Below are 12,611 nucleotides of genomic sequence, written 5' to 3' on the forward strand. Positions count from 1 at the left end.
AGGCTGCTTTTTTCTTTGGAGAACCGGTGACTTAGACCAGTTTTTCCTTGATGCGCGCTGCCTTGCCGGACAGTTCGCGGAGGTAGTACAGCTTGGCCTTGCGCACGTCGCCGCGGCGCTTGACGGAAACGCTGTCGACCAGCGGGCTGTAGGTCTGGAAGGTACGCTCGACGCCTACGCCGTTGGAGATCTTGCGAACGGTGAACGCGCTGTTCAGGCCGCGGTTGCGCTTGCCGATGACAACGCCTTCGAAGGCCTGCAGACGCTGACGGTCGCCTTCCTTCACTTTAACCTGGACGATTACGGTGTCGCCGGGGGCGAACGCCGGAATCTCTTTGTTCATCTGTTCAGCTTCGATCTGCTGAATGATCTTGTTGGTCATTTCGTGCTCCTAAGACAAGCGCACCGCGCTCGCCATCGATACGTTAACTATCGTCCCGCTGGCGGATGTATTCCTCCAGCAGCTTCTTCTCTTCTCCAGAAAGCGAGCGGCAATCCAGAAGATCGGCACGTCGTTCCCAGGTCCTGCCTAAGGACTGCTGCAAACGCCAGCGCCGGATGTGTTCGTGGTTGCCGCTGAGCAGCACCTCAGGAACACGCTTGCCTGCGTACACCTCGGGTCGGGTGTAGTGCGGGCAGTCGAGCAGGCCATCCGTGAAGGAGTCCTCCTCGGCGGAGTCCACGTGGCCCAGTGCACCGGGCAACAACCGCGTGACCGCGTCGATCAGCACCATGGCCGGAAGCTCACCCCCGGACAGGACATAATCACCAACCGACCATTCCTCATCGACATGCTCTTCAATGAAGCGCTCGTCGATGCCTTCGTAACGCCCGGCGATCAGGATCAGTCGTTCCTCTTTCGCCAGTTCTTGCACGGCCGCCTGCGTCAGCTTGCGACCCTGCGGCGAGAGGTAGATCACCTTCGCCGGTCCGCCTGCGGCTTGCCGGGCATCGCCCAGTGCGCCTTCCAGCGGCTTGATTTTCATCACCATGCCGGGACCACCGCCGAAAGGCCGGTCATCCACCGTCTGGTGACGGTCCTCGGTGTTGCTCCGCGGGTTGAAGCACTGAAGCTGGATCAGCTCCTGCTTGACCGCGCGACTCGTGATGCCGTAGTCGCTGATGGCGCGAAACATCTCCGGAAAGATGCTGATGACTCCTACCCACATGGATTAGAAGTCCGCGTCCCAGTCCACCCGGATCTCGCCGGCTTCCAGGTCCACCGCTTGTACGCACTGGTCCGTATAGGGCAACAGGCGTTCACGGTCGTCCAGGCTGCCTGCGCAGGGCTTGACTACCATCACATCGTTGGCGCCGGTCTCCAGCATGTGGTCGAGAATCCCGAACAGTTGCCCGTTCTGGTCGATCACCTTGAGACCTTCCAACTGGCTCCAGTAGAACTCGCCATCGTCCAGCACCGGCAGCTCGCTGCGCGGGACCAGGATTTCGAATTCAGCGAAGGTGCGGGCGATCTCGCGATCATCCAGTCCCTTCAGCTTCGCGACCAGGACATTGCCCTGCACGCGCCCCTGAACCAGTTCAGCCTGTCGAACCTCGTTGCCACGCCTGAGCGTCCAGCGACGGTAGTCCAGCAGGTTGTCCAACGGGTCGGTAAAGGAATACACCTTCACCTCGCCACGAATGCCGTGCACCGAAACGATCTTGCCGAGAACGATCATCTCCTCGGCGGGAGCAGGCATCGTGTTCATCGATCTCAGGCAGCCTTGGCGGCTTCCTTGATCAGCTGAGCAACACGCTCGGACGGTTGAGCGCCCTGGCTCAGCCAGTAGTTCAGACGCTCCTGGTTGACCGACAGCTTGACTTCGGCGCCAGTGGCGACAGGGTTGAAGAAACCGACGCGCTCGACGAAACGGCCGTCGCGAGCGTTGCGGCTGTTGGTCACGGTCAGGTGATAGAACGGGCGCTTCTTGGAGCCGCCACGAGCCAGACGAATGGTTACCATGCGTTCGTTGTTCCTATGGTTTGCTTGCAAAAAAGAAATGCAGCCCTCGGGCACGGAGCCCGAAAGGCCGCATATTCTATGAGCTAAAGCCCCGCGCCGCAAGCCGCAGCACGTCGGCCCGCCGGCTGGCGGGCCCTCCGGGTCACATCTTCGGCATGCCGCCGGGGAACATGCTGCCCATGCCGCGCATCATCTTCGCCATGCCGCCCTTGGCGGTGACCTTCTTCATCATCTTCTGCATCTGCTTGTGCTGCTTGATGAGACGGCCGACGTCCTGCACCTGGGTGCCGGAACCCAGGGCGATGCGGCGCTTGCGCGAGCCGCTGATCACTTCCGGATCGCGGCGCTCGGCGGGGGTCATGGAGTTGATGATCGCCTCCATCTGCTTGAACTGCTTCTCCGCGGCGTTCTGCGCGTTGCCCATCTGCGACAGGTTGACGCCGCCGAGCATCGGCAGCTTGTCCATCAGGCTGCCCAGGCCGCCCATGTTCTTCATCTGCTGCAGCTGGTCACGGAAGTCTTCGAGGTCGAAGCCCTTGCCCTTCTTGATCTTCTTCGCGAGCTTCTCGGCCTTCTCGCGGTCCATGTTCTGCTCGGCCTGCTCGATCAGGCTGAGCACGTCGCCCATGCCGAGGATGCGCGAGGCCACGCGGTCGGGGTGGAACGGGTCGAGCGCTTCGCTCTTCTCGCCCATGCCGAGGAACTTGATCGGCTTGCCGGTGATGGCGCGCACGGACAGCGCGGCGCCGCCACGGGCGTCGCCGTCGACCTTGGTCAGCACCACGCCGGTCAGCGGCAGCGCGTCGTTGAAGGCCTTGGCGGTGTTGGCGGCGTCCTGGCCGGTCATGGCGTCGACCACGAACAGGGTTTCCACCGGGTTGATCGCCGCGTGGACCTGCTTGATCTCGTCCATCATCTCGGCGTCGACGTGCAGGCGACCGGCGGTATCCACGATCACCACGTCGATGAACTTCAGCTTCGCCTCGCGGATCGCCGCTTCGGCGATGGCCACCGGCTTCTGGCTGGTGTCGGACGGGAAGAAGGTCACGCCGATGTCGCCCGCCAGGGTTTCCAGCTGCTTGATCGCCGCCGGGCGGTAGACGTCGGCGGACACCACCAGCACGGACTTCTTCTTGCGCTCCTTGAGGAAGCGCGCCAGCTTGCCGGCGGTGGTGGTCTTGCCCGCGCCCTGCAGGCCGGCCATCAGGATGACCGCCGGCGGCGCCGCGTTGAGTGCCAGGTCCTCGTTGGCCGCGCCCATCAGCTCGACCAGTTCGGCCTGGACGATCTTCACGAAGGCCTGGCCCGGGGTCAGGCTCTTGGAAACCTCGGTGCCGACCGCGCGTTCCTTGATCTTGGCGACGAAGTCCTTGACCACCGGCAGGGCCACGTCGGCCTCCAGCAGGGCCATCCGCACTTCGCGGAGCGTGTCCTTGATGTTGTCCTCGGTCAGCTTGGCCTTGCCGGTGACGTGGCGCAGCGTTTGCGAGAGGCGATCTGTAAGGTTTTCGAACATGCGCGTTCCTAATCAGACCCGGTCGGGTCAGGGTTTGGCTTGTCAGCAAGCCGGCGATTATAGCGAAGTGCGGCCAGCGCCAACACCGCCGATGATCCCTCTGTGACGGACCGCGCCCGCACCGGAAGCGAACTGTTCCCGGCGGCTTTCTAGACCGGGCCGTTGTATGCCACACTCACGGCCTTTCGGGTCCCCCTTCCAAGGACTGTTCCAAGGACTTATGCAACCTCTGCTGCCCAGCCTGATCGCCGCCGTCCTCTATATCGGCACCACCGTCTACCAGAGCATTCGCCTGGCCCGCCGCACCCCGCCGCAGAAACCGCTGCTCCTCCTGCTGGGCGTGGTCGCGCTGCTCTGCCAGGCCTACAGCCTGAGCCAGGAGCTGCTGACGCCCGGTGGCCTGGTACTGGACTTCTTCAACGCCGCCAGCCTGATTTCCGCGGCGATCACCGCGCTGACGCTGCTGGCCTGCCTGCGCATCCCGGTGGAGAACCTGCTGATCTTCCTCTACCCGCTCGGCGCCCTGACCACCCTGCTGGCGGCGTTCGTGCCCCACGGCACCCTCGAGCCGATCAACGAGGGGCCGGGCATCCTCGCGCACATCCTGCTGTCGATCCTCGCCTACGGCGTGCTGACCATCGCCGTGGTCCAGGCGCTGCTGCTGCTGGTGCAGGATCACCAGCTCAAGCACAAGCATCCGTCGGGCCTGATCCGCAACTTCCCGCCGCTGCAGACCATGGAAAGCCTGCTGTTCGGCTTCCTCCTGGGCGGCTGGCTGCTGCTCTCGCTGTCGCTGGTCTCCGGCTGGCTGTTCGTCGACAACCTGTTCGCCCAGCACCTGGCGCACAAGACCATCCTGTCCGCTTTCGCCTGGGTGGTATTCGCCGTGCTGCTGTGGGGCCGCCATCAGCTCGGCTGGCGCGGACACAAGGCGATCCGCTGGACCCTGGCGGGCTTCTGCCTGTTGATGCTGGCCTATTTCGGCAGCAAGCTGGTCAAGGAATTCATCCTGCACATCTGACGCCGGCGGCGGTGCCGCACCGCCGCGGAACGCCGAAGGAACCCGACGCATGGGCGACATCCACCCCGGCTATCTGATCGGCCTGCTGGTCTTCCTGCTGCTCTGCTCCGCCTTCTTCTCCAGCGTCGAGACCGGCGTCCTCAGCCTCGACCGCTACCGCCTGCGCCACCTGTCCAAGCAGGGCAACCGCGGCGCGCGGCGCACCAGCTGGCTGCTGCTGCGCACCGACCGGCTGCTGGGCACCATCCTGATCGGCAACAACTTCGTCAACGTCGTCGCCTCCGCCCTGGCCACCCTGCTGGCCCTGCGCCTGTGGGGCGAGGCGGCCGTCGCGCCGACCACCATCGTCCTGACCCTGGTGCTGCTGATCTTCGGCGAGATCACCCCCAAGACCTACGCCACGCTGCGCCCCGAGCGCGTCGCCTTCCCCGCCAGCCTGCCGCTGCTGTGGCTGCAGAAGCTGTTCAGCCCGCTGCTGTGGCTGATGACCGGGGTGAGCAACCTGCTGCTGCGGGCGCTCGGCCTCGACCCGACCCAGCGCGTCAGCAAGCCGCTGAGCAGCGAGGAGCTCAAGAGCGTCGTCAGCGAATCCAGCGAGAAGCTCACCGCCAACCGCCAGGACATGCTGCTGAGCATCCTCGACCTGGAAAAGATCACGGTGAACGACCTGATGATCCCGCGCAACGAAGTCCAGGGCATCGACCTGGACGACGAGCTGGAGACCATCATCGGCCAGCTGCGCAACACCACCCACACCCGCCTGCCGGTGTTCCGCAACGACATCAACCAGGTCGAAGGCATCGTCCACATGCGCCAGATCGCGCGCCTGCTGACGCACAACCAGCTGACCAAGGAAAGCCTCAAGGCCGCCTGCCTGGAGCCCTACTTCGTGCCCGAGAGCACGCCGCTGTCGACCCAGTTGCTGAACTTCCAGAAGCAGAAGCGGCGCATCGGCATCGTCGTCGACGAGTACGGCGAGGTGATCGGCATCATCACCCTGGAAGACATCCTCGAGGAGATCGTCGGCGAGTTCAGCAACCAGGACTCCCTGCGCAACCCCGACATCCACCCGCAGGCCGACGGCACCTATGTGATCGATGGCTCGGCCAACCTGCGCGACCTCAACCGCACCCTCGGCTGGCAACTGCCCAGCGACGGCCCCAAGACCCTCAACGGGCTGATCACCGAGGCCCTGGAACAGATTCCCGACTGCGCGGTGTGCCTGCGGATCGGCCGCTACCGCCTGGAAATCCTCCAGTCCGGCGAGAACCGCGTGAAGAGCGTGCGCGTCTGGCTGCCCGGCATTCCCACGCCGCCCGCACCGCAGCGCGACGAGCTTGCCTGAGCGGCCCCGCCCGCCCCTATAATCCGGACGGCCTACCCGGCCTCCCGCCAGCCGCCGCTGCTATCCGCGCGGTTCCGCTGGCCAGTCACCCGCACGCCCGCCGAGCCTCGACCCCGCGTCGTTGCCTTGCGAAGCAGCCGGCCTCGCCCCGACCCGCCGCGAGCCGCGCCTCCCCTGCCCCGACCCGGGCCGCGCTCGCATCTCGCGCCACGGCGATGCCTTAAAAGAACGCCGGACACGATCGCCAGAGTCGTCGCCGTGCCTGACTGCCAGGGATACTCCCATGACCAGCGCCACCCTTGCCGCCGCACAGCCGGCCGAACGGACCAACTCCACCACCCGCGTCGCGGTCGCCAGCTTCATCGGCACCGCCATCGAGTTCTACGACTTCTACGTCTACGCCACCGCCGCCGCGCTGGTGATCGGCCCGGTGTTCTTCCCGCAGACCTCCGGCACCGCCCAGGCGCTGAGCGCCTTCATCACCTTCGGCATCGCCTTCCTCGCCCGCCCGCTGGGCTCGGCGCTGTTCGGCCACTTCGGCGACCGCATCGGGCGCAAATCGACCCTGGTGGCCTCGCTGCTGCTGATGGGCGTCTCCACCACCCTGATCGGCCTGCTGCCGGGCTACGACAGCATCGGCGCCTGGGCGCCCATCCTGCTCTGCGTGCTGCGCTTCGGCCAGGGCCTGGGGCTGGGCGGGGAATGGGGCGGAGCCGCGCTGCTGGCCACGGAGAACGCGCCCAAGGGGCGTCGCGCCTGGTTCGGCATGTTCCCGCAGATGGGCCCGTCGATCGGCTTCCTCGCCGCCAACGGCCTGTTCCTCTGCCTGGCCGTCCTGCTGACCGAGGAGCAGTTCCGCGCCTGGGGTTGGCGCATTCCGTTCATCCTCAGCGCCGCGCTGGTCATGGTCGGCCTGTACGTGCGCCTGAAGCTGGCGGAAACCCCGGTGTTCGCCAAGGCGATGGAGCGCCACGAGCGCGCCAGCCTGCCGATCGCCGAACTCTTCGCCAGACACTGGCAGCCGACGGTGCTGGGCGCCCTGGCGATGGTGGTCTGCTACGCCCTCTTCTACATCTCCACGGTGTTCTCGCTGAGCTACGGAGTGAGCAGCCTGGGCTACAGCCGCGAGGAATTCCTCGGCCTGCTGTGCATCGCCGTGCTCTTCATGGCCGCCGCCACGCCGCTCTCCGCCTGGCTCAGCGACCGTTTCGGGCGCAAGCCGGTGCTGATCGTCGGCTGCATCGCCGCGATCCTTTCCGGCTTCACCATGGAGCCGCTGCTGAGCCAGGGCTCCCCGGTGTCCGTGGCGGTCTTCCTGTCGCTGGAGCTGTTCCTGATGGGCGTGACCTTCGCCCCCATGGGCGCGCTGCTGCCGGAACTCTTCCCCACCCATGTGCGCTACACCGGTGCCTCGGCGGCCTACAACCTGGGCGGCATCCTCGGTGCCTCGGTGGCGCCGTACATCGCGCAGAAGCTGGTAGGCATCGGTGGATTGAGCTGGGTCGGCGGCTATGTCTCTGTTGCCGCGGCGCTGAGCCTGCTGGCGGTGCTGTGCCTGCGCGAAACCCGCGAGGATGATCTGAACGACATTCGCTGAGCCCGAGCCGGCCCTGCCGGCTTATCGCGGACAAGGTCCGCTCCTGCAAGGGGCTGCCGCTTTCGTAGGAGCGGACCTTGTCCGCGAAGCGCTTCGCGGGCATGACCCGCGCCTGCAGATTCAATCCCGGGAAACCAGCCACTGCGCCAGGTGCTCACCCCAGACCTGGTAGCCCAGCGCCGACGGGTGATAGCCGTCGATGGCGAGAAACTGCGGCTGCATCTCCAGACTGACCTCGCAATACCCCGCGCCCTGCGCCTGCGCCAGTCCGCCGAGCTGGCGATCCAGCAGCGCCGCGCGCCAGCCGAGCAGTTGCCGCAGCAGCCAGGGCAGCGCCGTGAAGTGCTGCAACGGCGGCACCGCCGTGCACACGACCCGCGCGCCACGGCGGCGGAAATGCCCGATCAGTTGCCGCAGAGCGTCCAGCCAGCGCTGGCTGGAACTGAAATGGGTGGTGTCGTTGACGCCGAAGACCAGCGCCACCAGGTCGTAATCCTGCTCCGCGACCAGCGGCAACAGGCGCTCGCTGGCCTCGGCGGCGGTGATGCCGTTCTCCCCCACCGCGCGCCAGGCGACGGGACGCCGCAGATGACTGGAAAGCGCCGAAGCCAGCCGCCCGGCCAGGGCGAAGTCCAGGCAGGATGCGCCGACGCCAGCGACGGTGGACTCTCCAAGCAGCAGCAGGCGAAAGGGCTCGCCCGCCCGCTCAGGCCCGGCGACACCCTCGCGGACGCCCGCCGCAGGAGCCAGGCGCAAGGCCGTGCGCCGGGTGCGCACGGCCATCGGCAGGGCCAGCGGCAGCAGCGGCAACGCCGCCGCCCACCACATCAGCCCCGCCCAGCGGCTCACAGCTCGACGCTGACCGCCTGGGCCGCGCGGGTCGCCTTGGCGCGGGCGGCGTCGACGGACGCATCGCGCGCCAGGGCCACGCCCATGCGCCGCTGGCCGTCCACTTCCGGCTTGCCGAACAGGCGCAGCGCGGTGTCCGGCTCGCTCAGGGCGGCGCCGAGGTTACCGAAGGAAACCTGCTGCGACGTGCCTTCCACCAGGATCACCGCCGAGGCGGAATCGCCCAACTGGCGGATCACCGGGATCGGCAGGCCGAGGATGGCGCGGGCGTGCAGGGCGAATTCGGAGAGGTCTTGGGAAATCAGTGTCACCAGGCCGGTGTCGTGCGGGCGCGGCGAGACTTCGCTGAACCACACCTGATCGCCCTTCACGAACAGCTCCACACCGAACAGGCCGCGGCCGCCCAGCGCCTCGATGACCGCCCTGGCCACGCGCTCGGACTCGGCCAGCGCCTTCGGGCTCATGGCCTGGGGCTGCCAGGATTCGTGGTAGTCGCCCTTCACCTGGCGGTGGCCGATGGGCGCGCAGAAGGTGGTGCCGCCGACGTGGCGCACGGTCAGCAGGGTGATCTCGTAGTCGAAGTCGATGAAGCCTTCGACGATGATCCGGCCCTTGCCGGCGCGGCCGCCTTCCTGGGCGTAGTCCCAGGCGGCTTTCAGGTCGGCGTCGGATTTCAGCACGCTCTGGCCCTTGCCGGAGGAGCTCATGATCGGCTTGACCACGCAGGGATAGCCCACGGCCGCGACGCCGGCGGCGTACTGCTCGTAGGTGTCGGCGAAGTGGTACGGCGAGGTGGGCAGGCCCAGTTCCTCGGCGGCCAGGCGGCGGATGCCCTCGCGGTTCATGGTCAGCTGCGCGGCGCGGGCGGTGGGGACGACGGTGTAGCCTTCGTTCTCCAGCTCGACCAGGGTCGCGGTGGCGATGGCTTCGATCTCCGGCACGATGTAGTGCGGCTTCTCCCGCTCAATCACCGCGCGCAGGGCGGCACCGTCGAGCATGCTGATCACGTGGCTGCGGTGCGCCACCTGCATGGCCGGGGCGTTCTCGTAGCGGTCGACGGCGATGACTTCGCAGCCCAGCCGTTGCAGTTCGATCGCCACTTCCTTGCCCAGCTCGCCGGAGCCGCAGAGCAGTACACGGGTCGCGCTCGGCGACAGGGGAGTTCCAATACGGGGCATTGCGTGAACCTCGGAGATGGGAAAGTTCGGAAATGGATAGTTCGGAAATCGATAGTTCGGAAATCGATAGTTCGGAAATAGAAAGTCCGGAAATGGAAAGTCCGGCGGCGCGCTAAATCTAGATCAGCACGCCCTGCTGCCGGGCGCGCTCTTCGCAGCGCCTGAGCACCTCGCGGCGCTCGGCGTTGTCCATGCGCCCCCAGCGGGTGATTTCGTCGGCGCTGCGCTGGCAACCCAGGCAGAGGTCGGCGTCGTCCAGCGCGCAGACGTGCACGCAGGGCGAGGCCACGGGGCGCTCGACGGTCATTCTTCTTCCTGCTCGGCCAGCTCGCGGGCGTAGCGCTGGGCGTTGTGCACGTAATGGGCGGCGCTGGCTTCGAGCATCTTCCTCTGCGCCTCGGTCAGCTCGCGCACCACCTTGCCGGGCGAGCCCATCACCAGCGAGCCGTCGGGGATTTCCCTGCCCTCGGGAATCAGCGCATTGGCGCCGATGATGCAGTACTTGCCGATCTTCGCACCGTTGAGGATCACCGCGTTGATGCCGATGAGGCTGTAGTCGCCCACCTGGCAGCCATGCAGCATGGCGTTGTGGCCGATGGTGACGCCCTTGCCCAGGGTCAGCGGGTAGCCCATGTCGGTGTGCATGACGGTGCCGTCCTGCACGTTGCTGTGCTCGCCGACGTGGATCAGCTCGTTGTCGCCGCGCAGCACGGCGTTGAACCACACGCTGGCGCCGGCATCGAGGCGGACCTTGCCGATCACCGTGGCGGTGGGGGCGATCCAGCTTTCCGGATGGGTTTCGACTCGGGACGAGCCCAGGCGGTATTTCATGGAGTTCTCCTCAGGCGGGGGCTGCTCATTGTGCGCGTGGCTAGGGGAAATGGCGTCAGCTCAGCTTGATGAACTGCGCGGGCGGCTGGTGCAGGTCGATGCGGGCGTCGTACAGCAGGTTCACCAGCTCGACCAGCATGATCGCGGACAGCCCCCAGATCTTGTACCCCTCGTAGAGGTAGCTGGGGACGTACCAGCTGCGGCCGAAATAATCGATGCGATGGGTGGTTTCCCGCGGGTCGCCGCGGAAGAACTCCAGCGGCACCTTGAATACCGCGGCGATCTCGCCGTCATTGGGGCGGTACTCGACGAAATCCGGGACGAAACCGACGAATGGCTTGACCAGGATGCCGTGGCGGGACAGCAGGGTGCTCAGCGGCCCGACCACCTCCACCAGGCCCGGCGGCAGGGCGATCTCCTCCTCCGCCTCGCGCAGGGCGGTATGGATCAGGTCGACGTCGCCGGGATCGCGCCGCCCGCCCGGAAAGGCCACCTCGCCGCTGTGGGTGGACAACCCCGTCGCGCGCAGGGTGAGCACGAGTTCTTCGTGAGGCGTGATGGGGAGCAGGACCGCCGCTTCCGGGAAGCTGCGGTCCAGTTCGAAGTCGCGAGGCGTGTGCGCCTGTATACGTTGGCGCAGCTGGTCCAGCATGCCGAACATCCTGCGGGAAAGGGCCGATTCTTTTAATGGAAGGATCATGGCACGAAAGACCGGACTGCCCAAGCCCCGGCCCTTGCTGCACGCCCGGCGCGGCGCGCAAGATGGACGCACACCCGAACAAGGAACCGGCATGAAATTCTGCAGCCAGTGCGGCGCTCCCGTGAGCCTGCGCATCCCCAGCGGCGACAACCGCCCGCGCTACGTCTGCGACCACTGCCATACCGTGCATTACCAGAATCCCCGGATCGTCGCCGGCTGCCTGCCGGTGTGGGAAGGCCGCATCCTCCTCTGCCGCCGCGCCATCCAGCCGCGCCAGGGCTTCTGGACCCTGCCGGCCGGCTTCATGGAGAACGGCGAGACCCTGGAGCAGGCCGCCGTTCGGGAGACCCTGGAAGAAGCCTGCGCCCGCGTCCGCGACCTGCAGCTCTATACCCTGTTCGACCTGCCGCACATCAGCCAGGTGTACCTGTTCTTCCGCGCCGAACTGGCCGACCTGAACTTCCGCGCCGGCGACGAAAGCCTGGAAGTGCAGCTGTTCGAAGAATCCGACATCCCGTGGTCCGAGCTGGCTTTCCCCACGGTAGGCCGTACCTTAGAATGCTACTTCGCGGACCGGCTCAAACAGAGCTTCCCGATACGCAACGAAGCCATCGCACCGATGCTGGCACAGAAAAAGAACTAAAAGACTTGAACACCGCCTCTAAGGCATTAGGATCACTGGGGAATACGTTTCAATGCGCTGGCTGATCGCCGTCCTTTGTCTGACCTTCGCAGCGTTCTCGCACGCCAATGCGACACCGACGCTCGACGGCCACATCGACAAGATTCTCGTGCTCAAGTCCGAGCGCAAACTGCACCTGCTGAGCAACGGCAAGATCCTCAAGAGCTATCGCGTCTCCCTGGGCAAGCGCCCGCAGGGACCGAAGCTCGCCGAGGGCGACAACCGCACGCCGGAAGGCTTCTACTGGATCGACTGGCGCAAGACCAGCGACAAGTACAACCTCTCCATGCACATCTCCTACCCCAATGCGCGCGACGTGGCCAAGGCACGGGAAAAGAACCTGTCGCCGGGCGGCATGATCATGATCCACGGCACCCCGCTGGATGACGAATACCCCGAGTGGTACTTCTCCACCCTGGACTGGACCAACGGCTGCATCGCCATGACCAACTCCGATCTGCGCGAGGTCTGGAGCCTGGTGAAGGACGGCACGCTGATCGAGATCCGCCCCTGACGCACACATGAATGAAAAAGGCGCCCGAAGGCGCCTTTTTCATGGGTGTCAGAAGACCATGTCCGACAGCCGCCACACCTCGAAGGCCGGCGTCTCGTACGGATGCGCCGCCTTCAGCGCCTTGACCGAGTCATGGATCAGCTCGTCGGCCACCACCATCTCGACCTTCCACTCGGCCACCTGCTCGACGGTGCCCGCCTGGCCGATGAACGGGTTGCTGCCCTGCAGCGGGCGGAACTGCCCTTGTCCGAGCACCTGCCAGCAACAGCTGTCATAGGCACCGATGCGTCCTGCACCTGCGGCGAATACCGCTTTCTTGACCGGTTCCAGATGGCTTTCCGGAACGTAGAAGCAAAATTTGTACATCGGACACTCCGATCGAAACAGGAACACGACCGTGGCAATAGGTACCAAG

16 protein-coding genes are annotated in these 12,611 nt (G+C 65.9%); 5 read left to right on the plus strand and 11 right to left on the minus strand.

The genetic code is table 11. The annotated features are described in order from the left end of the window. Window positions 1–31 precede the first annotated feature (31 nt). The 5 genes from rplS to ffh all read right to left on the minus strand — a co-directional run bounded on the left by rplS (window position 32) and on the right by ffh (window position 3,479). A complete protein-coding gene (rplS, locus tag AC3B6A_RS21225) occupies window positions 32–382 on the minus strand; it encodes a 50S ribosomal protein L19 (RefSeq protein WP_009616363.1) in 351 nt (116 codons plus the stop codon). Window positions 383–425: 43 nt separating this feature from the next. After that, the gene (gene trmD / locus AC3B6A_RS21230) at window positions 426–1,169 is read right to left on the minus strand and encodes a tRNA (guanosine(37)-N1)-methyltransferase TrmD (protein ID WP_488399074.1); all 744 of its coding nucleotides are present in this window, start codon (window positions 1,167–1,169) and stop codon (window positions 426–428) included. Window positions 1,170–1,172: 3 nt separating this feature from the next. Next, window positions 1,173–1,700 carry a ribosome maturation factor RimM gene (rimM, locus tag AC3B6A_RS21235; protein WP_488403663.1) on the minus strand — a complete coding sequence of 176 codons (528 nt, stop codon included), beginning with the start codon at window positions 1,698–1,700 and terminating at the stop codon, window positions 1,173–1,175. Window positions 1,701–1,714: 14 nt separating this feature from the next. Continuing rightward, complete coding sequence (rpsP, locus tag AC3B6A_RS21240; protein ID WP_024766882.1) at window positions 1,715–1,963, minus strand: 30S ribosomal protein S16; 249 nt, start codon at window positions 1,961–1,963, stop codon at window positions 1,715–1,717. 142 nt (window positions 1,964–2,105) lie between these two features. Continuing rightward, window positions 2,106–3,479 (minus strand): signal recognition particle protein, encoded by a 1,374-nt coding sequence (gene ffh / locus AC3B6A_RS21245; protein WP_488399075.1) that lies wholly within the window; start codon window positions 3,477–3,479, stop codon window positions 2,106–2,108. 220 nt (window positions 3,480–3,699) lie between these two features. Here ffh and AC3B6A_RS21250 point away from each other — a divergent pair, with 220 nt between their 5' ends. The 3 genes from AC3B6A_RS21250 to AC3B6A_RS21260 all read left to right on the plus strand — a co-directional run bounded on the left by AC3B6A_RS21250 (window position 3,700) and on the right by AC3B6A_RS21260 (window position 7,442). After that, window positions 3,700–4,500, plus strand: a complete 801-nt coding sequence (locus tag AC3B6A_RS21250; protein WP_488399076.1) for a cytochrome C assembly family protein — start codon at window positions 3,700–3,702, stop codon at window positions 4,498–4,500. Window positions 4,501–4,549: 49 nt separating this feature from the next. Next, window positions 4,550–5,845, plus strand: coding sequence for an HlyC/CorC family transporter (locus AC3B6A_RS21255; protein WP_488399077.1), 1,296 nt, complete (start codon window positions 4,550–4,552; stop codon window positions 5,843–5,845). Between the two features lie 283 nt (window positions 5,846–6,128). After that, complete coding sequence (locus AC3B6A_RS21260; RefSeq protein ID WP_488399078.1) at window positions 6,129–7,442, plus strand: MFS transporter; 1,314 nt, start codon at window positions 6,129–6,131, stop codon at window positions 7,440–7,442. Between the two features lie 120 nt (window positions 7,443–7,562). On the opposite strand, the gene AC3B6A_RS21265 is transcribed toward AC3B6A_RS21260, so the two are convergent. The 5 genes from AC3B6A_RS21265 to AC3B6A_RS21285 form a co-directional block, all read right to left on the minus strand. After that, window positions 7,563–8,291, minus strand: a complete 729-nt coding sequence (locus tag AC3B6A_RS21265) for an SGNH/GDSL hydrolase family protein (RefSeq protein ID WP_488399079.1) — start codon at window positions 8,289–8,291, stop codon at window positions 7,563–7,565. Further along, window positions 8,288–9,469, minus strand: coding sequence for a formate-dependent phosphoribosylglycinamide formyltransferase (purT, locus tag AC3B6A_RS21270; protein ID WP_488399080.1), 1,182 nt, complete (start codon window positions 9,467–9,469; stop codon window positions 8,288–8,290). The genes AC3B6A_RS21265 and purT overlap by 4 nt, the downstream gene beginning before the upstream one ends. 118 nt (window positions 9,470–9,587) lie before the next feature. Beyond that, window positions 9,588–9,776, minus strand: a complete 189-nt coding sequence (locus AC3B6A_RS21275) for a DUF1289 domain-containing protein (RefSeq protein WP_488399081.1) — start codon at window positions 9,774–9,776, stop codon at window positions 9,588–9,590. After that, complete coding sequence (locus tag AC3B6A_RS21280; RefSeq protein ID WP_488399082.1) at window positions 9,773–10,300, minus strand: gamma carbonic anhydrase family protein; 528 nt, start codon at window positions 10,298–10,300, stop codon at window positions 9,773–9,775. Before AC3B6A_RS21280 ends, AC3B6A_RS21275 begins: the two co-directional genes overlap by 4 nt. 55 nt (window positions 10,301–10,355) lie before the next feature. Further along, on the minus strand, window positions 10,356–10,952 hold the full coding sequence (locus AC3B6A_RS21285; protein WP_488399083.1) for an NUDIX hydrolase: 597 nt from the start codon (window positions 10,950–10,952) through the stop codon (window positions 10,356–10,358). A gap of 139 nt (window positions 10,953–11,091) precedes the next feature. On the opposite strand from AC3B6A_RS21285, the gene AC3B6A_RS21290 reads away from it, so the two are divergent. Beyond that, a complete protein-coding gene (locus AC3B6A_RS21290; RefSeq protein ID WP_488399084.1) occupies window positions 11,092–11,643 on the plus strand; it encodes an NUDIX hydrolase in 552 nt (183 codons plus the stop codon). 52 nt (window positions 11,644–11,695) lie between these two features. Further along, entirely contained in the window at window positions 11,696–12,196 is a 501-nt protein-coding gene (locus AC3B6A_RS21295) for a L,D-transpeptidase family protein (RefSeq protein WP_488399085.1), read from the plus strand. Between the two features lie 48 nt (window positions 12,197–12,244). Here the strand turns inward: AC3B6A_RS21295 and AC3B6A_RS21300 are convergent, their stop codons facing one another. Beyond that, a complete protein-coding gene (locus AC3B6A_RS21300) occupies window positions 12,245–12,562 on the minus strand; it encodes a YqfO family protein (protein ID WP_488399086.1) in 318 nt (105 codons plus the stop codon). Window positions 12,563–12,611 lie beyond the last annotated feature (49 nt).

The organism is Pseudomonas sp. B12(2026) (assembly GCF_057767015.1).